This is a genomic window from Pseudomonas oryzihabitans, from assembly GCF_007665395.1.
Lineage (GTDB): Bacteria > Pseudomonadota > Gammaproteobacteria > Pseudomonadales > Pseudomonadaceae > Chryseomonas > Chryseomonas psychrotolerans_C.
In genome coordinates, this window is the sequence record NZ_VDND01000001.1 from 797626 (window position 1) to 816045 (window position 18420).

Consider the following 18420-nt stretch of genomic DNA (forward strand, 5'->3'; position numbering starts at 1 on the left):
GGGGCCTTCCTTATCCTTTGACCACGCCCGAGGTCAGGCCCCGGACGAAATATTTACCCGCGAAGATGTAGACCAGCAGGGTCGGCAGCGCGGCGATCATGGCGGCGGCCATGTCGACGTTGTATTCCTTGGCGCCGGTACTGGTGTTGACCAGGTTGTTCAGGGCGACGGTGATGGGCTGCGACGAGCCGCTGGCGAACACCACGCCGAACAGGAAGTCGTTCCAGACCTGGGTGAACTGCCAGATCAGGCTGACCATGACGATAGGGGTGGACAGCGGCAGCAGGATCTTGAAGAAGATGGTGAAGAAGCCCGCCCCGTCCAGCCGCGCCGCCTTGATCAGGGCGTCGGGAATGCCGACGTAATAGTTGCGGAAGAACAGCGTGGTGAAGGCCAGGCCGTAGATCACGTGCACCAGCACCAGGCCGGCGGTGGTGTTCGCCAGGCCCAATTGGCCGAGGGTGAAGGACATCGGCAGCAGGATCACCTGGAACGGAATGAAGCAGCCGAACAGCAGCAGGCTGAACAGCAGATTCGAGCCGCGGAACTGCCACTTCGACAGGGCGTAGCCGTTGAGCGCGCCGATGAAAGTGGAGATGAGCACCGCCGGGACGGTGATCAGGAAGGAGTTCCAGAAGTAGCTGTGCACCACGTCCCAGGCCTTGAGCCAGCCGATCACCGTCCAGTCCAGCGGCAGGCTCAACAGGTTGCCCGTGCGGACGTCGTCTGGAGTCTTGAAGCTGGTCAGCAGCATCACCACCAGGGGCACCAGATAGACCGCGCAGGCGACGATCAGGGTGGCGTGGATGGCCACGCGATTGACGTTCAGAGCCTTAGCCATTTCGCTTGCTCCGCAGTTCCGAGTAGAGGTAGGGCACCAGCACCGCCAGCACCGCGCCGAGCATCAGCACCGCACTGGCCGAGCCCAGGCCCATCTGGCCGCGGGTGAAGGTGTGCTGGTACATGAACACCGCCGGCAGGTCCGAGGCGTAGCCAGGGCCACCGGCGGTCATGGCCATGACCAGGTCGAAGCTCTTGATGGCGATGTGGGCAAGGATCATCACCGCGCTGAAGAACACCGGGCGCAGGCTCGGCAGGACGATGCGCAGGTAGATGGTCGGCAGCCCTGCCCCGTCGACCTGGGCGGCCCTGAGGATGGAGGAGTCCACCCCGCGCAGTCCGGCGAGGAACATGGCCATGACGAAGCCCGAGGCCTGCCAGAGGGCGGCGATCAGCAGGCAGTAGATGACCCGGTCGGGATCCACCAGCCAGTCGAAGCGAAAGCCCTCCCAGCCCCAGTCGCGCAGGAGCTTGTCCAGGCCCAGGCCAGGGTTGAGCAACCACTTCCAGGCGGTGCCGGTGACGATCATCGACAGCGCCATGGGGTAGAGGTAGATCGTCCTGATGAAGCCTTCGCGGCGGATGCGCTGGTCCAGCAGGATGGCGAAGAAGACGCCAATGGCCAGGCTCAGCAGGATGAACAGGCCGCCGAAGATCGCCAGGTTCTTGCAGGCCACCAGCCAGCGGTCGTTCTCCAGCAGCCGGGCGTACTGGGCGAAGCCGGCGAAGCTGTAGCTGGGCAGGAAGCGCGAGTTGGTGAAGGAAATGACCGCCGTCCACAGCATGTAGCCGTAGAGGCAGACGACCATGGCGATGGCCGTGGGCGCCAGTACCAGCTTGGGCAGCAGGCGCTGCAGCCGGTCCGGACGTCGACTGACGGTCGCGACGGGAAGGGTTTCGGTAAGAGCCATGGGGCGCTCCCAAGGGGTGGTATTATTTTAATCCAAGTATCTTGATGGCGGACCGTCGTAGGTTGGGTTGAGACGGCTCCTTCGTCGAAGCCCAACATTGCCTTCGGGGGCCGGCACTGTTGGGCTTCGCTACGCTCAACCCAACCTACGGGGTACCGCCGTCATGGCCGCGATTGGCCCTACTTCGCGGCCTGGATGGCGGCGACCAGTTGTTCGGTGGCCTTCTTCGGATCGGCGTTGGCGTCGTTGAAGAAGTTGGTCACCACATCGAAGATGGCGCCCTGCACGTAGCTGGTGTTGGCCATGCTGTGGGCCATGCTCGGCTCGGCCTTGCCGTCGGCGTTGGCCGCCTGGAAGTCCTTGGCCGACTGCTGGGCGCAGCTGTCGAACTTGCTCAGGTCAATGTCGTTGCGTACCGGGATGGAGCCCTTGTTGAGGTTGAAGACCTCCTGGAAGGGCTTGTCGATGACGGTGCGCACCAGGTCGTCCTGGGCCTTCTGGTTGTCCTTGTTCTTGATCTTGAACATGGCCAGGGAGTCGATGTTGTAGATGAAGTCGCCCTGGGTGCCCGGCATCACCACGCATTCGTAGTCGACGCCCGGCTGCTTGCCGGCGGCGGCGAACTCGGCCTTGGCCCAGTCGCCCATGATCTGCATGCCCGCCTTGCCCTCGATGACCATGGCGGTGGCCAGGTTCCAGTCACGCCCCGCGGCGTTGGGGTCGACATAGCCCTTGATGCGCTTGAAGGTCTTGAACACCTCGACCATCTTGTCGCTGCGGATGGTGTCGGCGTCGGTCTGCACGAAGACCTTGTCGTAGCCTTCCGGCCCCATGATCGCCATGACCAGGGATTCGAAGATGGTGCCGTCCTGCCAGTTCTGACCGCCGTGGGCCAGGGGCACGACGCCGGCGGCCTTGAGCTTGTCGGCGGCCTCGAAGAATTCGTCCAGGGTGGTGGGGACCTTGGCACCGGCCTTCTTGAACACGGCGGGGTTGATCCACAGCCAGTTGATGCGGTGGATGCCGGCCGGTACGGCGACGTACTCACCGTCGTGCTGCATGGTCTGGGCGACGCGCTTGGGCAGGATGCCGTCCCAGTTACCTTGCTTGGCGATGTCGCTGATATTGGCCAGGAAGCCCATGTTGGCCCATTCCTGGATATCGGGTCCTTTGAGCTGGGCAGCGGACGGCGGATTGCCGGACACCGCACGGGTCTTGAGGACGGTCATGGCGGCTTCACCGGCGCCACCGGCCACGGCGAAATCCTTCCAGGTGTCGCCTTGCTTCTGCATCAGCTGCTTGAGCACGTCGACGGCGCGAGCCTCGCCGCCGGAGGTCCACCAGTGCAGCACCTCGACCTCACCGGCATGGGCGGTCAGGGGGGCGACAACGGCGGCGCAGGAGAGGGATACCGCGAGAGCTAGACGATTCAACGCATTCATGGGGGGTCGTTCCTTGTTGTTTTTATCGGAGCGGTTTTTCAGGAGCTGCGCCGAGTCTAGTGAGGCGATGGCAGCCGTGGGTAACGAAGGGAAGGAGATTTGTCACGAACTGGTGACATGACGTCTTACCAGAGCTCAGGCGCGTGGCAGGGTCAGGGTGACCCTCAGGCCCCCTTCCCGCCGGTTGCGCAGCTCCACCTCACCGCCGTGGGCATGCGCCAGGTTGCGGGCGATGCCCAGGCCCAGGCCGTAGCCATGGCGGTCGGTCACCAGGCGGACATGGGGCTGGAACACCTGCTCCAGCTCCTGTTCCGGCACCCCCGGACCTTCGTCGTCGACGTGCAGGACGAAGGCATGACCGTCGTCTTCCACCTGCAGGTGGGCGCGATAGCCATACTTGAGGGCGTTATCCAGCAGGTTGCCGATGCAGCGCTTGAGCGCCAGCGGCTTGCCTAGCAGGCTGCTCCGGGCCTCGCCGGTGAGGCGCACGCGCGGTGGCTGCTCCTGGGTGAAGGGCTCCACCAGTTGCAGGAGCAGCGCCTGCAGGTCGACCGGCTCCAGGTTCTCGTGGATGTCGGTGTCCTTGACGCACTGCAGGGCGCCCTTGACCAGCAGGTCGAGTTCGTCCAGATCGCGTACCAGCTTGGCCTGCATCACCTCGTCGTCCACCAGTTCGGCACGCAGGCGCAATCGGGTGATGGGGGTCCGCAGGTCGTGGGAAATGGCACTGAACAGCTGGGCCCGCTCGTCCAGGTAGCGGGCGATGCGCTCCCGCATCGCATTGAAGGCGCGGGTGACCTCGCGGATCTCTTGGGCGCCCTCCTCCCGCACGGGGGGTGTGTGCACTTCCAGCGACAACTCCCGCGCAGCGCGCGACAGCCGCTTGAGCGGCCGACTCTGCCAGCGGATCAGCAACCCGATGAACAGCAGCAGGAAGGCGCTGCTGAAGATCATGAACAGCAGTTGCTGCAGCGGCAGCCAGGATTCGTCCAGGCTGTAGTAAGGCGCTGGCATAAGCGTCGCCAGGTAGACCCACTCCCCTTCGCCGATACGGATCTGGGTGACCAATACCGGCGGCTCGAGGGGCTCCAGGCTCAGCGCATAGTGCGCCCAGGAACGGGGCAGCTCGTCGAGCGCCACGGCGCCATTGAACAGCCGCAATTGCTGCGGCGCTACGAATTCGACGTACATGGGCATGGCCGCACCCAGTCGCTCGCGCAGCACCGCCTCCACCCCTTGCAGCACCGCGCGGCGCCCCGGGGTGTCCGGTAGCGACTGCATGGTCAAGGGCTTTTCGTTGAGCGAGACGAAGAAGCGCGTGCCGCCCATGTTGCGCAGTTGCTCCAGCACCAGCGGCCGGTAGGCCGGCGGCAACAGGCTGAAGTAGCGTACGCTGGCGGCGATGGAATAGCCCAGGCTGCGTGCGGCGGTCTGCAGGCCCTGGTCACGATCGCTACGCAAGGACGCCGACCAGAACAGCGCCGAGGCGCCCTGGGCCAGGAGTACCGCCAGCAGGGTCAGCAGGAGCATCCGGGCGAGCAGCGAACGCGGCACCAGCCGCCCGAGCACACCGCTATACCGCATCGGCGACCAGTCCGCTGACCTCGGCGGCGAGCAGATAGCCGGAACCGCGCACGGTACGGATCAGCCGCGGCGACTTGCCGGTGTCGCGCAGGCGCTGGCGCAGGCGGCTGACCGCCATGTCGACGATGCGCTCCAGCGGCAGGACCTCGCGCCCGCGGGTGGCGTTGGCGATGGTGTCGCGATCGAGGATCTGCTGCGGGTGATCGAGAAACAGCTTCAGCAGGGTGAAGTCGGCCCCCGAAAGGATCACTTCTTCCCCATCGCGATGGAACAGCCGGTGACTGACTGGATCCAGGCGCCAATCATCAAAGCTGAGCAAGCCCGCGGCGGCCGGGCGCGCTTCGCCGAAGCCGGCGCGGCGCAACAGCGCCTTGATGCGCGCCAGGAGTTCGCGCGGACTGAAGGGCTTGCCCAGGTAGTCGTCGGCGCCGAGTTCCAGACCTATGACGCGATCGGCCTCGTCGGAGCTGGCGGTGAGCATGATGATGGGCACCTGGCGGCAGCTCGACTGCTCGCGCATCCAGCGGCAGAGGGCGAAGCCGTCTTCACCCGGCAGCATGACGTCGAGGATCAACAGGTCGGGTACGAAATCGCCGAGCGCCCGGCGCAGCTCGCGGCCGTCGCCGACGGCGCGCACCAGATAGCCGGCACGGGTGAGATAGGTGTCGAGAAGCTCACGGATTTCCCCATCGTCATCGACGATGAGCAGGGATTTGCCCAGGGTGGACATGGCGATGTTCGCTCTTGTTGTTCTGGCCGGAGGCCAGCTACCGGTGGTGCCGGCAGCATACCGGGGCCGGGCGACCTTGAGTAGTCGCCCGGCCCCGGGGGGATCAGCCCTTCCGTGCTTCGGCGATGGTCTGATCCAGCGCGACGCCGGCGCCGAACAGCCCCGGGTACTCGGCCGTCACCAGCCAGGCCGGAATGTCCTTCAGGTAGGCGCTGCTGGTCTTGCCCTTGTCGGCGAAGGCATGGGCGAAGGCCCCGCTCTGGAAGCGCTCGACGAAGCGCGGCAGGATACCGCCCGCGATATAGACGCCACCGAGGGCGCCCAGCGTCAGGGCCGCGTTGCCGGCGACTCGGGCCAGCCAGATGAAGAACTGCTCCAGCACGGCATCGGCGTAGGCATCACCCTTGAGCGCCAGCTCGCAGATGTCCGCCGCGCTGTGCAGGGCGGCGGTCCGGCCATCCAGCTCGCAGCTCGCGTGATAGAGGTTGACCAGGCCACTGCCGGACACCACGCGCTCCGCGGACACGTGATTGCCGAACTGGCGCTTGAGGATCTTCCAGATGTCGAACTCCCGCTGGGTATTGATCGGCAGGTCGACATGCCCGCCTTCGCTCGGCAGCACGATCCAGCGATCCTTGCCGCTCGGTACCAGGCTGGCGAGACCCAGGCCGGTGCCAGGACCGATCACCAGCCGGGGACGGGTCGGCAAGGCGATGCCGTCGCGTACCTGGACGCAGTCCGCCGGATCCAGGCGGGCGATGGCCCAGGCCATGGAGGTGAAGTCGTTGATCAGCAGCAGATGGGTCAGGCCCAGCTCGCGGCAGAACTGCTCGCGCTTGATCACCCAGTGATTGTTGGTGAAGCGGAAGTCACCCTCGCCCACCGGGCCCGCGCAGGCCAGGCACACGGCGGTGATGTCGTCCAGCGCCACGCCGGTCTGCCCCAGGTACTTGCGTACGGCGTCTTCCGGACAGGCGTAATCCGCACAGGCGAAGACCTCGATGGCCTCCAGGCGACCGTCGCGCCACAGGGCGAAGCGGGCGTTGGTGCCCCCGATGTCGCCAACCAAAGCCAAACTCATTTCAGCGCCTCCAGGCTGGAAGTAAATGCACTGGCACCGGATTCGGCCGTGCTCATGGCGCCGCGCATGAAGGCGAACAACTCACGACCACAGCCCACCCCGGTGCCCTGGGGCGCTTCGACCGCCTGACGGGCCATCCATTCGTCCGCCGGGACCAGAATCTTCAGCTCACCGGTACGGCCATCGACGCGGATGAGATCGCCGTCACAGACCTTGGCCAGCGGACCACCGTCGATGGCTTCCGGACAGACGTGAATCGCCGCCGGCACCTTGCCCGACGCGCCGGACATGCGTCCGTCGGTCACCAGCGCCACCTTGAAGCCACGGTCCTGCAGCACGCCCAGGTAGGGGGTGAGCTTGTGCAATTCGGGCATGCCCAGGGCCTTGGGCCCCTGGAAGCGTACCACCGCGACGAAATCGCGCTCCAGCTCGCCGGCCTTGAAGGCAGCGGCCAGTTCGCTCTGGTCATGGAAGACGCGCGCCTGCGCTTCCACCACCTGGTGCTTGGGCGCCACGGCGGACACCTTCATCACGCCACGGCCCAGGTTGCCCTGCATGACGCGCAGACCGCCCTCTTCGTTGAACGGCCGGCTGGCCGGACGCAGGATGTCCTCGTCCAGGCTTTCCGCGCGCCCGGTGCGCCATTCCAGCTTGCCATCCACCAGGAAGGGCTCCTGCAGATAGCGCGACAGGCCACGACCCATGATGGTGTTGACGTCTTCATGCAGCAGCCCGGCCTCGAGCAGGGTGTGCACCATGAAGTTGACGCCACCGGCGGCGTGGAAGTGGTTCACGTCGGCCTTGCCGTTGGGATAGACCTGGGCCAGGGTCGGGGTGACCGCGGAGATCTCGGCCATGTCGTCCCAGGTCAGCTGGATGCCGGCGGCCTGGGCGATGGCGGGAATGTGCAGGGTGTGGTTGGTCGAGCCACCGGTGGCGCTCAGGGCGACCACCGAGTTGACGATGGCCTTCTCGTCGACGATCTCGCCCAGCGGCATGAAGTTGCCGCCCTGGTGGGTGATGCGGGTCACCTGGCGCGCCGCCTCGCGGGTGAGTTCGTCCCGCAGCGGGGTGTAGGGATTGACGAAGGAGGAGCCCGGCAGGTGCAGGCCCATGACTTCCATCACCACCTGGTTGGTGTTGGCGGTGCCATAGAAGGTGCAGGTGCCGGGGCTGTGGTAGGACTTCATCTCCGATTCCAGCAACTCTTCGCGGGTTGCCTTGCCTTCGGCGAAGGCCTGGCGCACGCGCGCCTTCTCCTTGTTGGAGATGCCGGAGGGCATGGGGCCACCGGGGACGAAGATCATCGGCAGGTGACCGAAGCGCAGCGCGCCGATCATCAGGCCGGGGATGATCTTGTCGCAGATGCCGAGCAGCAGGGCCGCGTCGAACATGTTGTGCGACAGGGCCACCGCGGTGGACATGGCGATGACTTCGCGACTCGCCAGGCTCAGCTCCATGCCGGCCTCGCCCTGGGTCACGCCGTCGCACATGGCGGGCACGCCACCGGCGAACTGACCAACGGAGCCGATCTCGCGCAGCGCCTGCTTGATGATCTCGGGATAGTGTTCGTAGGGCTGGTGAGCCGACAACATGTCGTTGTAGCTGGAAACGATGGCGACGTTGGCCTGGTCCATCAAACGGAGGCGCTGCTTATCCGTCGAGGAACCACACCCGGCGACGCCATGGGCGAAATTGGCGCATTGCAGCTTGCCGCGTTGGGGGCCGTCGCTGGCGGCGGCCCGGATCATGGCGAGGTAACGCTCACGGGTCGGACGGCTGCGTTCCACCAACCGCTGTGTGACTTCGAGGACGCGAGGATGCATGGTTTCGATTCTCCACCGGGCTAAATTTGTTGTTATTTAAAACATTCACAGCCAAATTGGCGCTATTATTCCGCTTAGCACGCGTCATGTGTAATGTTTTTTACAACAAAACCCAGCTATCGCGAGGTTTCTCTCAATGAGTATTCGTATTGCCATCAATGGTTTTGGACGCATCGGCCGCAACGTGCTGCGGGCGCTGTACACCGAAGGCTATCGCCAGGACCTGGAGGTCGTCGCGATCAACGACCTGGGCGACGCCGCCATCAATGCGCATCTCCTACAGTATGACAGCGTTCATGACCGCTTCCCTGCCGAGGTGTCCGTCGAGGGTGACAAGCTGGTGGTCAATGGCGATCGCATCGCCGTGACGGCCATCCGCAACCCGGCCGAGCTGCCGTGGAAAGAGCTGAAGGTCGACGTGGTGTTCGAATGCACCGGCCTCTTCACCAACCGCGACAAGGCCGCTGCCCACCTGGAAGCCGGCGCCTCCAAGGTGATCATCTCGGCCCCGGGCAAGGACGTGGACGCCACCATCGTCTATGGCGTCAATGACGACATTCTGCGCCAGTCGCACCAGATCATCTCCAACGCCTCCTGCACCACCAACTGCCTGGCGCCCGTCGCCCAGGTGTTGCAGCGCGAGCTGGGCATCGAGAACGGTCTGATGACCACCATCCATGCCTACACCAACGACCAGAACCTGTCGGACGTCTACCACTCCGATCCCTTCCGGGCGCGTTCGGCCACCCAGTCGATGATCCCGACCAAGACCGGTGCCGCCGAGGCCGTCGGCCTGGTTCTGCCGGAGCTGCAGGGCAAGTTTAGCGGCATGGCGGTGCGGGTGCCGACCATCAACGTGTCGTTGGTCGACTTGACCATCCTGACCGCCAAGGAAACCGACGCCAAGACCATCAACGCCTTCATGAAGGCCGCGGCCGAAGCCTCGCCGGTACTGGGCTACAACGACAAGCCGCTGGTCTCCATCGACTTCAACCACAACCGCCTGTCGTCGATCTTCGACGCCAACCACACCAAGGTGAGCGGCAAGCTGGTGAAGATCATGGCCTGGTACGACAACGAGTGGGGCTTCTCCAACCGGATGCTCGATACCTGCAAGGCGCTGGTCAACGCGCCGGCCTGAGGTCTGTAGGACTCAGCTGAAAAAGCGCCTTCGGGCGCTTTTTTCGTTTTAGGCCGGAGTGTTGGGCTTCGCTGCGCTCAGCGCCAACCTACTTGAATAGCGCGGCCGTGGCCGCGATACGCACCAGAGACGTGCAAACCGTAGCGTGGAAAACGGCGCAGCCTTTTTCGCTTGGGCGTTCACCGTCAAGCGTGCCCTCACCCCAGCCCTCTCCCTGAGGGAGAGGGGGTTATTCGAGCGAGGGGCGGCTCCCGAAGTCAGGGGCCGCCTTGGCCGCGACGGAGCTGTAGGCTGGGCTTGAGCAGCAAACCGTAGCGTGGAAAACGGCGCGGCCTTTGCCACTTGGGCATTCGCCGTCAAGCGCGCCCTCACCCCAGCCCTCTCCCTGAGGGAGAGGGGGTTGTTCGAGCGAGGGGTCGTCTCCCGAATTCAGGGGCCGCCTTGGCCGCGATGGAGCTGTAGCTTGGGTTGAGCATCAAACCGTAGCGTGGAAAACGGCGCAGCTTTTTCCACCTGGGCATTCACCGTGGAGCGCGCCCTCGCCCCAGCCCTCTCCCACAGGGAGAGGGGATTACTCGAGCGAGGGGTCGTCTCCCGACGTCAGGGACCGCCATGGCCGCGAGGGGAGCTGTAGGTTGGGGTGAGCAGCGCGAAGCCCAACAACCCCGACTCAACCCTCGTCGTCCTCGTCCACCGCCTGGCGCAGGTCATCGAAATCGGTCTTGAGGCCGGTCTCCATGGCATCCAGCTCGGTGAGCAGGGTACGGAAGCTGGTGCGTTCGGGGATCACCAGGGTTTCCTCTTCTGTCTCAGCCCCTCCCACTTCCAGCGCGGCCAGGCTCAATTCGGGGTCTTCCAGCACCGAGGCCGGCTCGGGCTCCAGGTGGCGGACCTCGGCAAGCGGCGGCAGCTGATCGAGACTGCGCAGGTCGAAGTAGTCGAGAAAGGTCCTGGTGGTGGCAAACATGGCCGGGCGTCCCGGTACGTCGCGATAGCCGACCACGCGGATCCAGTCACGCTCCAGCAGCGTCTTGACGATCTGGCTGTTGACCGCCACGCCGCGTACCTCCTCGATCTCGCCGCGGGTAATGGGCTGGCGATAGGCGATCAGCGCCAGGGTCTCCAGCATGGCGCGGGAATAGCGCGGCGGACGCTCTTCCCAGAGCCGTCCGACCCAGGGCGCGTACTTTTCGCGCACCTGCAGGCGATAGCCGGAGGCCACCTCCTTGAGTTCGAAGCCACGCTTGCGGCAGGAGCCGCCGAGCACGGCGAGGCCAGCGCGCAGGTGGGCAGGCTCGGGGCGCTCATACTCTTCGAAGAGTTCGGCCAGGCGCTCCAGGGTCAGGGGTCGGCCGGCAGCGAGCAGGATGGCTTCCAGCAGCGGCGCCAGTTGCTTGGGATCGGTGTAGTTCATGGGCAGCGATGATAAGGCCGGCCGCCGGCCCCGCCAAATCCAACCTGTCGCAGGATGGCCAGACTCGTGGGGTGTTTGACCTTGTCGCCAGCCTGGCGGCCAGGGCATCCTCGGCAGATCGCTACGGAGAGCCACCCATGCCGCTGATCGCCGCCCTGCTCTATCCCGATGTCATGAGTCTGGACGTCACCGGTCCGCTGCAGGTATTCGCCTCGGCCAACCTGGAACGGGAACGCCAGGGCCTGCCCGCCAACTATCAGTTGCGCCTGCTGGGCGCCGCCGAAGGTCTGGTGCGTACCTCCGCCGGGATCGGCATCCAGGCCGAACAGAGCTGGTACGACCTCGACGCGGGCGAAGTGGACACCCTGCTGGTCCCCGGCGGCCTGGGCATCGAGACGCTGCGCCAGGATGCCGGCCTGCTGGCCTGGCTGCGCGACCTGGAACCCCGGGTCCGACGACTCGGCTCGGTGTGTTCCGGTGCCCTGCTCCTCGCCAGCGCCGGCCTGCTGGACGGCCGGCGCGCCACCACCCACTGGGCCTATGTCGACGAACTCGCTGCCTTTCCCGCCATCGCGGTCCAGGGGGATCGCCTGCATACCTACGATCCCCTGGGTCGCGATGGCGATCCCCATGTCTTCACGTCCGCCGGCGTCACCGCCGGCATCGACCTGGCCCTCGCGCTGGTGGAGGCGGATCTGGGCCGGCCATTGGCGCTGGCGGTAGCGCGGCGCCTGGTGATGTTCCTGCGCCGGCCGGGTGGCCAGGCGCAGTTCAGCGCCTGCCTCGCGCCCGACCCGGGTCGCACGCCGCGGCTGGCCGCCCTGCTCGACTGGATTCCTGGTCATCTGGGCGAAGACCTGGGCCTGGAGCGGCTGGCCGAACGGGCTCACATGGCGCCGCGGACGCTGTCCCGCCTGTTCACCCGGGAGGTGGGCATGGGCCCCGGCCGCTACGTCGAGCAAGTCCGCCTGGAGACCGCGCGGGTGCTGCTGCAGGACGGCCAGGCCTCGATCGCCACGGTCGCTCGCCTCTGTGGATTCGGGCATCCGGAAAACCTGCGCCGTACCTTTCACAAACACCTGGCGGTGAGCCCTCAGGACTACGCCGCGCGCTTTGGCGCCTGATTCGAGGAGTGACATCCATGTTGGAGATGCGTACGTCCTGTGAGCACTGCACCTCTGCTTTACCCATGGAGAGCGAGGACGCGCTGATATGCTCCTATGAGTGCACCTTCTGCAAGTACTGCGCCCAGGGGGCTTTGCACGGGCGCTGTCCGAATTGCCAGGGCGAGTTGGTAAGACGGCCGCGACGGGTGGCCAAGAGCACCGCGGATACCAGCCAGTAGCGACCGGCGCCACTGCAGGCGCCGCGACAGTCGTAGCGTGGAAAACGGCGCAGCCTTTTCCACTAGGCGTCCGCGGTGAGGCGTGCCCTCACCCCAGCCCTCTCCCACGGGGAGAGGGGGCTATTCGTGCAGGCGTTCAGCGTGATTGGTCGTCGGTTGCGTTGAGCGCGGCGAAGCCTAACAGGTCGCGGATCCAGGCAAGGTTGGGCGTCGACGATGGCGCCGCCTCAACCCAACCTAATGACTATCGCGGCCATGGCTGCGATAAGACGGTTGCGCCTACCGTTGCACCTCTACCCGTAGGAGCGGCCCACGGCCGCGATCACGTATGCCGAATTACCGCCCCTCACCGCAACAACCCCGCCTCCGCCCGGATCGGCTCCGGCGTGGGTTCGCCCAGCAGGTCCAGCACGGCGATCTCCAGGCCACGGCTCAGGGCATCCCGCGGCAGGTGGTTGGGCTGGGTGCCGAAGGGATCGGCGATCTGATCACCCAGGGCGTCCAGGCCGAAGAAGGTATAGGCCAGCACCAGCACCGCCAGCGGCGTGAACCAGCCGAGGCTATCCACCAGACAGAACGGCAACAGGAAGCAATAGACGTGCACCACCCGGTGCAGCATCAGCAGGTAGGGATAGGGAATGGGGGTCTGGCGAATACGCTCGCAACCGCTCAGCACAGCGGTCAGCCGGTCCAGCTGGTTATCGACATTGGCGATCAGGGGATCGCCGAGACCCTCCTGCCGGGCCCGCGCCACCAGTCGAGTGCCGAGTCGGCGGATCAGGGCGCTCGGGCGGTGGGGGGCGGTGAGCAATTCCTCTTCGCCGTGCAGGAGCCGCTGCAGGTCGGCGGACGGCGCCTCGCGACGCAAGTGATCCCGCAAGGCGTAGCCGAAGGCCAGCAGCGGCACGAGCAACTGACGACGTTCGGCCGAGCTCAGGCCGGGTAGCAGGGTCTCGACCTGGCGGGCCAGATTGCGGCCGGCGATCAGCAACTCGCCCCACAAGCCCCGCGCCTCCCAGAAGCGTTGGTAGGCGGTGGTGTTACGAAAGCCGAGGAAGATCGCCAGGGTTAGCCCCCAGAGCGTCAGCGGCGTGGTGGTCAGACCGAAGTCGAAACTCAGCACGAAGTCATGGCTCAGGGTCACTGCCAGGCTCAGCAGCACGACGTAGAGCAGCTTGCGCCAGATGGCCGGGACGATGGAGCCGCGCACCGTGAACAGCAGCTCCGTTAGCGATGGATTCTGGAGACGGGTGATCATGGCGGGCCTGACGCAGAGATTGAGCCGTCATGCTGCCCGCCGGGCCAGGCTCGCTGCAAGGCTGGACGTCAGCCACAGCCGGCAGGTCGCCCCGGCGTTCCGCCATCCGCCCTTGTCAAGCACCCGACCGCTCGCCTAACCTGCTCCCGCGCGTGCGCCCCTGGATCAGCAGACAGGGCCTAACTGAGCTGGCTTCCCCTTCATCCACCGAGAGGAGCCGCCATGTCGCGCCTGTGGATCCAGAACCCCCTCGCCGTGTTCACCGCCAATGACCAGGATGCCCGCGGCGGCCTGGTCATCGATCAGGGCCTGATCGCCGAGCTCGTGCCGGCCGGCGGCCAGCCCCGTCAACCGGTCGACACCACCTTCGATGCCCGCGAGCTCGTGCTGCTGCCCGGGTTGATCAACTCCCATCACCACTTCTATCAAACCCTCACCCGCGCCTGGGCACCGGTCGTCAATCAGCCCCTGTTTCCCTGGCTGCAGCGGCTCTATCCGCTCTGGGCGCGGCTGACCGCCGACCAGCTGCACCTGGCCACCCAGGTGGCACTGGCCGAGTTGCTGCTGTCGGGCTGTACCACCGCGGCGGATCATCACTATCTCTTTCCCGATGGCCTGGAACAGGCCATCGACGTCCAGGTCGCAGCGGCGGCCGAACTCGGCCTACGGGTCCATCTGACGCGGGGCTCCATGAGCCTGGGTGAGGCCGAGGGCGGCTTGCCGCCCCAGTCGACGGTGCAGTCGCCGGAACTCATCCTCGCTGACAGCGAGCGGCTGGTGGCGCGCTATCACCAGCGTGGCGCCGGGGCCAAGGTGCAGATCGCCCTGGCGCCCTGCTCGCCCTTCTCCGTCACGCCGGCGATCATGCGCGAGAGCGCGGAGCTGGCCGCGCGCCTGGACGTGCGCCTGCATACTCATCTGGCCGAGACCCTGGACGAAGAAGCCTTCTGCCAGCAGCGCTTCGGGATGCGCACGGTCGATTATCTGGAGAGCGTCGGCTGGCTCGGCCCCCGCACCTGGCTGGCCCACGGCATCCACTTCGATACCGCGGAGATCGCCCGCCTGGGCGCGGCGGGTACCGGGATCTGCCATTGCCCCCACTCGAACATGCGCCTGGCCTCCGGCATCTGCCCAACCCTCGACCTGGAGGCGGCGGGTGCCACCCTTGGCCTGGGAGTGGATGGCTCGGCCTCGGGAGACGCCTCGAATCTGCTGCTCGAAGCCCGCCAGGCGCTCTACCTGCAGCGCCTGCGCTATGGCGCCGAGCGCGTCACGCCGGCGCTCGCCCTGAACTGGGCGACCCGTGGCTCGGCCCGGCTGCTCGGTCGCGATGACCTGGGCGAGCTGGCCGTCGGCAAGCAGGCCGATCTGGCCCTGTTCCGGCTGGACGACCTGCGCTTCTCGGGTAGTCATGATCCGCTGGCCGCGCTGCTGCTCTGCGGCGCCGATCGCGCGGAGCGGGTCATGGTCGCTGGCCGCTGGCGGGTCATCGAGGGCGCCATCGTCGACCTGGACCTGCAGACGCTGATCGCGCGCCATCGGGAAGCGGCCCGCCGACTGGTCGCCTAACCGAACAGCACCCCGACCAGGGCACCACCCGCCAGCAGCCACAGCGGATGCCAGCGGGTGAACAGCGAGGCCGCGGCAACGACCACCAGGACGCCGACCCAGAGCGGCGCTGTGGCCACGCTGGAGCCCAGGAGCCAGGCGCTCGCGGATACCAGGCCGACCGTCACGGGTACCAGTCCGGCTTGCAGATGGCGACGCCAGGGTCGGTCGGCAAAGCGCTGCCAGAGGTGCAATACGCCCAGCGTCAAAAGCGAGGACGGCACGAACTTGGCGAGGGACGTCACCAGCAGTCCTGGCCAGCCGGCGACGTGGTAACCGATCAGCGGCACGATCATCAGGTTGGGGCCCGGCGCGGCCTGGGCCAGGGCGAACAAGGCGGCGAAGTCGGCGGCGCTCATCCAGCCGTGCACCGTGACGACCTGGCGCTGCATCTCCGGCAGCACCGAGTTGCCACCGCCGAAGGCCAGCAGCGAGAGCTGGGTGAAGATGAGTGCCAGCGCCAGCAACGTCGTGCTCATAGACCCTGCCGATAGCTGAGCAGCACACTGAAGGGAGTGAGCACCAGCATGGTCCAGAGCAACGGCAGCTTGAGCAGTGCCAAGGCGACGAAGGCCAGGCCGGCGATGCCCAGGGCCAGCCAGCGACCGCGCAGCGGTTGCAGGAGCTTGACGGCCATGGCGACCAGCAGGCCCGCGGCGGCGGCGGCCAGGCCGGCGAAGGCGCGGCCGATCAGGGGATCGTCGTGGTAGCGATCGTAGAGCACGCCCAGGCCGACCACGGCGAGGGTCGGCCCGATCAGCAGACCGGCTGCCGCCGCCAGGGCGCCACTCCAGCCGGCGAATCTCATGCCCACCGCCACCGAGAGATTGATGATGTTGCCGCCCGGCAGGAACTGACACAGGCCGAGCAGCTCGGTGAACTCCTCGGCGGACAGCCAGCGCCGCTTCTCCACCAGATACCTCCGCGCCAACGGGAGTACCCCACCGAAGGCGGTGATGCCCAGGCCGAAGAAGCCCAGGAACAGATCGCGGCGGCGCGGTCGATTTGAGGGAGCGGCGGTATCCATGGATGGGCCTGCGTCAGAGCCAGAGCGACAACAATAGCGTACCCGCAAGGCCGGTGACGGAAACCACCGTCTGGAGTACCGACCAGACCCATAGGGTCTGCTTGAGCTCCAGGCCGAAGTACTCGCGCACCATCCAGAAGCCCGCGTCGTTGACGTGGCAGAAGAACACCGAGCCCGCGCCAATGGCCAGCGCGATCAACGACGCCTGGGGGCCGGCCAGACCTGCCACGACCGGTGCCAGGATTCCGGCAGTGGTGGTGGTCGCCACCGTCGCCGAGCCCGTCGCCTGGCGCAGGGCCACGGCGATCAGCCACGCCAGCAGGATGTAGGGCAGATGAGCGCCCTCCGCCACCTTGGCCACGGTGTGGCTCACCCCGGCATCCAGCAGCGTCTGCTTGAGCCCACCGCCGGCACCGATGGTGAGCAGCAGCGCGGCGATGGGGGCCAGACTCTTGCGCAGCACCCCACCGACGCGCTCGCGCGGCATGCCGCTGCCCCAGCCGAGCAAAACGGTCGCGGCGAGCACCGCGAGCCCAAGGGCGATCAGCGGCTCCCCGAGAAACTTCAGGCCCTCCGCCAGACCGCTATGGGGATCCAGCGCGACCTTGGCGAAGGTGCTGCCCAGCATCAGCAGCACCGGCAGCAGGATGACCAGCAGGGACAGCGCGAAACCCGGCTGGCGGGCACCCTGGTCACGGGCGCTGAACAGCTCGCCCAGCTCGGCCGGCGGCTCGATCGCCATGCGCCGCGACAGCCAGCCGCCATACAGGGGGCCAGCAAGGATGACCGCTGGTATGGCGATGGCGAAGCCCAGCAACATGGTCAGGCCGAGATCGGCATGCAGAGCCCCCACCGCGATCAAGGGGCCGGGGTGGGGTGGCAGCAGTGCGTGCAGGGTGGTCATGCCCGCCAATGCAGGGATAGCGATGCGCAGCAGCGGCTGGCCGGACCGCTGGGCCATCACGAAGATGATGGGCACCATCAGCACCAGCCCGACTTCGAAGAACAGGGGCAGGCCGATCACCATGGCCACCAACGCCATCACCCACGGCAGGCTACGCCCCTTACCCAGCCCCAGGAGGGTGCTGGCGATACGGTCGGCCGCGCCGGATTCGGCCATCAGCGCGCCCAGCATCGAACCCAGGGCGATGATGATCCCCGCCTCACCGAGAATGCTGCCCGCGCCCTTGCTGAAGGCCTTGGCCACCGCCTCGGCGGGTAACCCAGCGCCCAGGCCGGCGATGAAGGTGCCGATGAGAATGGACAGGAACGGTGGCAGTCGGGTGATACCGATCAGGACGACGATGGCCAGGATGGCGGCCAGGCAGCAGAAGATCAGCCGGGTGTCATGGGCGACCCAGGCGAGCGCAGCGGGATCCACAGGTGACTCCTTGTAACTTATTATTTCAAGATCACCTTAACTGAAACACCGCTGCAAGTACGACGCAAATCGAAATAATCCGGCGACCAGCCCTGTCCCTTATTGCACTTAGCCAGCGAACCTCAGCCGTTTCGTACGATCCTAATAGCGGTCGGTCGTGACCGATCCCCTTCCCTCTTTGCTAGCAGGCGGTTGGCATGAACGAAACCTCTACCCTTTGGCAGCAGACCCTCGCTCAGTTCCGCGATGGCACCGGCTCCACCCTGCCGACCCCTGGCAGTGGCGCCGCGGCTACCGTGGCGGCGGCGCTGGGTGTCGCGCTGATCCTCAAGGGGCTCAAGCTCAGCCAGCAGCGCCAGCCGGTGACGCGACATGCCGAGCTGATCGCCGTGGGTGAACGCCTGCAGGAAGCCTTGAGCACCTGCGCCGACGCCGATGTGCAGGCCTTCGCCAACTACCTGGAGGCGGACCGCCAGGCCAGCGGCGCCACCCAGGAAGGCGAACGCCGCCAGCAGGCGCTCAACCTGGCCGCCGCCAACGCGGTGCAGATTCCGATTGCCACCGCGCAGCTATGCCTGGAGGCCCTGGATCTCGCCGTTACCGCGACGCCCCTGACCATAGAGCCGCTGCGCAGCGACACCCTGGCCGGCGGTCGCCTGGTGCATGGCGCGCTCGGCGCCGTGCTCACCACCGTGGATGCCGATCGCAACGGGCTGAAGTCCGGTGACGCCCGTGAAGCCGCCCGGCAGATGCGTGACAAGCTCCAGCAACAGGCCGACCAGCGCCTGGCCCAGCTGCGCGCCACCCCTATCCCGCCTGCCATGGGCTGAGG

Annotated in this window: 17 protein-coding genes; 5 read left to right on the plus strand and 12 right to left on the minus strand. The window is 66.4% G+C overall.

The genetic code is table 11. The features are described from left to right. Window positions 1-10 precede the first annotated feature (10 nt). The 7 genes from FSV73_RS03480 to edd form a co-directional block, all read right to left on the minus strand. On the minus strand, window positions 11-841 hold the full coding sequence (locus FSV73_RS03480; RefSeq protein WP_145003872.1) for a carbohydrate ABC transporter permease: 831 nt from the start codon (window positions 839-841) through the stop codon (window positions 11-13). Next, window positions 834-1751, minus strand: a complete 918-nt coding sequence (locus FSV73_RS03485; protein WP_145003874.1) for a carbohydrate ABC transporter permease — start codon at window positions 1749-1751, stop codon at window positions 834-836. Before FSV73_RS03485 ends, FSV73_RS03480 begins: the two co-directional genes overlap by 8 nt. Before the next feature lie 179 nt (window positions 1752-1930). Beyond that, complete coding sequence (locus FSV73_RS03490; RefSeq protein ID WP_145003877.1) at window positions 1931-3193, minus strand: ABC transporter substrate-binding protein; 1263 nt, start codon at window positions 3191-3193, stop codon at window positions 1931-1933. 135 nt (window positions 3194-3328) lie between these two features. Continuing rightward, window positions 3329-4777, minus strand: a complete 1449-nt coding sequence (locus FSV73_RS03495; protein ID WP_145003880.1) for an ATP-binding protein — start codon at window positions 4775-4777, stop codon at window positions 3329-3331. Continuing rightward, window positions 4767-5507, minus strand: a complete 741-nt coding sequence (locus FSV73_RS03500; protein ID WP_145003883.1) for a response regulator — start codon at window positions 5505-5507, stop codon at window positions 4767-4769. The genes FSV73_RS03495 and FSV73_RS03500 overlap by 11 nt, the downstream gene beginning before the upstream one ends. Before the next feature lie 103 nt (window positions 5508-5610). After that, complete coding sequence (locus FSV73_RS03505) at window positions 5611-6588, minus strand: glucokinase (RefSeq protein WP_145003886.1); 978 nt, start codon at window positions 6586-6588, stop codon at window positions 5611-5613. Then, window positions 6585-8414 carry a phosphogluconate dehydratase gene (gene edd / locus FSV73_RS03510; RefSeq protein WP_145003889.1) on the minus strand — a complete coding sequence of 610 codons (1830 nt, stop codon included), beginning with the start codon at window positions 8412-8414 and terminating at the stop codon, window positions 6585-6587. Before edd ends, FSV73_RS03505 begins: the two co-directional genes overlap by 4 nt. A gap of 136 nt (window positions 8415-8550) precedes the next feature. Here edd and gap point away from each other — a divergent pair, with 136 nt between their 5' ends. Beyond that, window positions 8551-9555, plus strand: coding sequence for a type I glyceraldehyde-3-phosphate dehydrogenase (gene gap / locus FSV73_RS03515; RefSeq protein WP_145003892.1), 1005 nt, complete (start codon window positions 8551-8553; stop codon window positions 9553-9555). A gap of 670 nt (window positions 9556-10225) precedes the next feature. Here gap and scpB read toward each other — a convergent pair. Next, the gene (gene scpB, locus FSV73_RS03520; RefSeq protein ID WP_145003895.1) at window positions 10226-10969 is read right to left on the minus strand and encodes an SMC-Scp complex subunit ScpB; all 744 of its coding nucleotides are present in this window, start codon (window positions 10967-10969) and stop codon (window positions 10226-10228) included. A gap of 137 nt (window positions 10970-11106) precedes the next feature. Here scpB and FSV73_RS03525 point away from each other — a divergent pair, with 137 nt between their 5' ends. Together FSV73_RS03525 and FSV73_RS03530 are read left to right on the plus strand one after the other, a co-directional pair. Continuing rightward, window positions 11107-12093: a GlxA family transcriptional regulator gene (locus tag FSV73_RS03525; protein ID WP_145003898.1), complete on the plus strand. Its 987-nt coding sequence runs from the start codon at window positions 11107-11109 to the stop codon at window positions 12091-12093. A gap of 17 nt (window positions 12094-12110) precedes the next feature. Continuing rightward, on the plus strand, window positions 12111-12314 hold the full coding sequence (locus FSV73_RS03530; protein WP_145003900.1) for a DUF1272 domain-containing protein: 204 nt from the start codon (window positions 12111-12113) through the stop codon (window positions 12312-12314). Window positions 12315-12660: 346 nt separating this feature from the next. On the opposite strand, the gene FSV73_RS03535 is transcribed toward FSV73_RS03530, so the two are convergent. Further along, window positions 12661-13572 (minus strand): bestrophin family protein, encoded by a 912-nt coding sequence (locus FSV73_RS03535; protein WP_145003903.1) that lies wholly within the window; start codon window positions 13570-13572, stop codon window positions 12661-12663. Window positions 13573-13794: 222 nt separating this feature from the next. Between FSV73_RS03535 and FSV73_RS03540 the strand changes: the two genes are divergently transcribed. Then, window positions 13795-15141 (plus strand): 8-oxoguanine deaminase, encoded by a 1347-nt coding sequence (locus tag FSV73_RS03540; protein ID WP_145003906.1) that lies wholly within the window; start codon window positions 13795-13797, stop codon window positions 15139-15141. Here the strand turns inward: FSV73_RS03540 and FSV73_RS03545 are convergent. Genes FSV73_RS03545 through FSV73_RS03555 form a run of 3 tightly spaced genes read right to left on the minus strand, consistent with a single transcriptional unit; the run spans window position 15138 to window position 17588 of the window. After that, window positions 15138-15659: a chromate transporter gene (locus tag FSV73_RS03545; protein WP_145003909.1), complete on the minus strand. Its 522-nt coding sequence runs from the start codon at window positions 15657-15659 to the stop codon at window positions 15138-15140. The two genes, FSV73_RS03540 and FSV73_RS03545, sit on opposite strands and share 4 nt — an antisense overlap. Continuing rightward, a complete protein-coding gene (locus FSV73_RS03550) occupies window positions 15656-16207 on the minus strand; it encodes a chromate transporter (protein WP_145003912.1) in 552 nt (183 codons plus the stop codon). Before FSV73_RS03550 ends, FSV73_RS03545 begins: the two co-directional genes overlap by 4 nt. Window positions 16208-16220: 13 nt before the next feature. Next, window positions 16221-17588 carry a GntT/GntP/DsdX family permease gene (locus FSV73_RS03555; protein ID WP_145003915.1) on the minus strand — a complete coding sequence of 456 codons (1368 nt, stop codon included), beginning with the start codon at window positions 17586-17588 and terminating at the stop codon, window positions 16221-16223. A gap of 197 nt (window positions 17589-17785) precedes the next feature. Between FSV73_RS03555 and FSV73_RS03560 the strand changes: the two genes are divergently transcribed. Next, on the plus strand, window positions 17786-18418 hold the full coding sequence (locus tag FSV73_RS03560; protein ID WP_145003918.1) for a cyclodeaminase/cyclohydrolase family protein: 633 nt from the start codon (window positions 17786-17788) through the stop codon (window positions 18416-18418). The last annotated feature ends 2 nt before the right edge of the window (window positions 18419-18420 follow it).

What these genes read in the sequence shown, in the direction of transcription:
- FSV73_RS03530 (WP_145003900.1), top strand. Translation starts at nt 12,111, where the DNA reads ATGTTGGAGATGCGTACGTCCTGTGAGCACTGCACCTCTGCTTTACCC.
- FSV73_RS03535 (WP_145003903.1), bottom strand. Translation starts at nt 13,572, where the DNA reads ATGATCACCCGTCTCCAGAATCCATCGCTAACGGAGCTGCTGTTCACG.
- FSV73_RS03500 (WP_145003883.1), bottom strand. Translation starts at nt 5,507, where the DNA reads ATGTCCACCCTGGGCAAATCCCTGCTCATCGTCGATGACGATGGGGAA.
- FSV73_RS03490 (WP_145003877.1), bottom strand. Translation starts at nt 3,193, where the DNA reads ATGAATGCGTTGAATCGTCTAGCTCTCGCGGTATCCCTCTCCTGCGCC.
- FSV73_RS03505 (WP_145003886.1), bottom strand. Translation starts at nt 6,588, where the DNA reads ATGAGTTTGGCTTTGGTTGGCGACATCGGGGGCACCAACGCCCGCTTC.
- FSV73_RS03525 (WP_145003898.1), top strand. Translation starts at nt 11,107, where the DNA reads ATGCCGCTGATCGCCGCCCTGCTCTATCCCGATGTCATGAGTCTGGAC.
- FSV73_RS03480 (WP_145003872.1), bottom strand. Translation starts at nt 841, where the DNA reads ATGGCTAAGGCTCTGAACGTCAATCGCGTGGCCATCCACGCCACCCTG.
- edd (WP_145003889.1), bottom strand. Translation starts at nt 8,414, where the DNA reads ATGCATCCTCGCGTCCTCGAAGTCACACAGCGGTTGGTGGAACGCAGC.
- FSV73_RS03540 (WP_145003906.1), top strand. Translation starts at nt 13,795, where the DNA reads ATGTCGCGCCTGTGGATCCAGAACCCCCTCGCCGTGTTCACCGCCAAT.
- gap (WP_145003892.1), top strand. Translation starts at nt 8,551, where the DNA reads ATGAGTATTCGTATTGCCATCAATGGTTTTGGACGCATCGGCCGCAAC.
- FSV73_RS03545 (WP_145003909.1), bottom strand. Translation starts at nt 15,659, where the DNA reads ATGAGCACGACGTTGCTGGCGCTGGCACTCATCTTCACCCAGCTCTCG.
- FSV73_RS03495 (WP_145003880.1), bottom strand. Translation starts at nt 4,777, where the DNA reads ATGCGGTATAGCGGTGTGCTCGGGCGGCTGGTGCCGCGTTCGCTGCTC.
- scpB (WP_145003895.1), bottom strand. Translation starts at nt 10,969, where the DNA reads ATGAACTACACCGATCCCAAGCAACTGGCGCCGCTGCTGGAAGCCATC.
- FSV73_RS03560 (WP_145003918.1), top strand. Translation starts at nt 17,786, where the DNA reads ATGAACGAAACCTCTACCCTTTGGCAGCAGACCCTCGCTCAGTTCCGC.
- FSV73_RS03485 (WP_145003874.1), bottom strand. Translation starts at nt 1,751, where the DNA reads ATGGCTCTTACCGAAACCCTTCCCGTCGCGACCGTCAGTCGACGTCCG.
- FSV73_RS03550 (WP_145003912.1), bottom strand. Translation starts at nt 16,207, where the DNA reads ATGGATACCGCCGCTCCCTCAAATCGACCGCGCCGCCGCGATCTGTTC.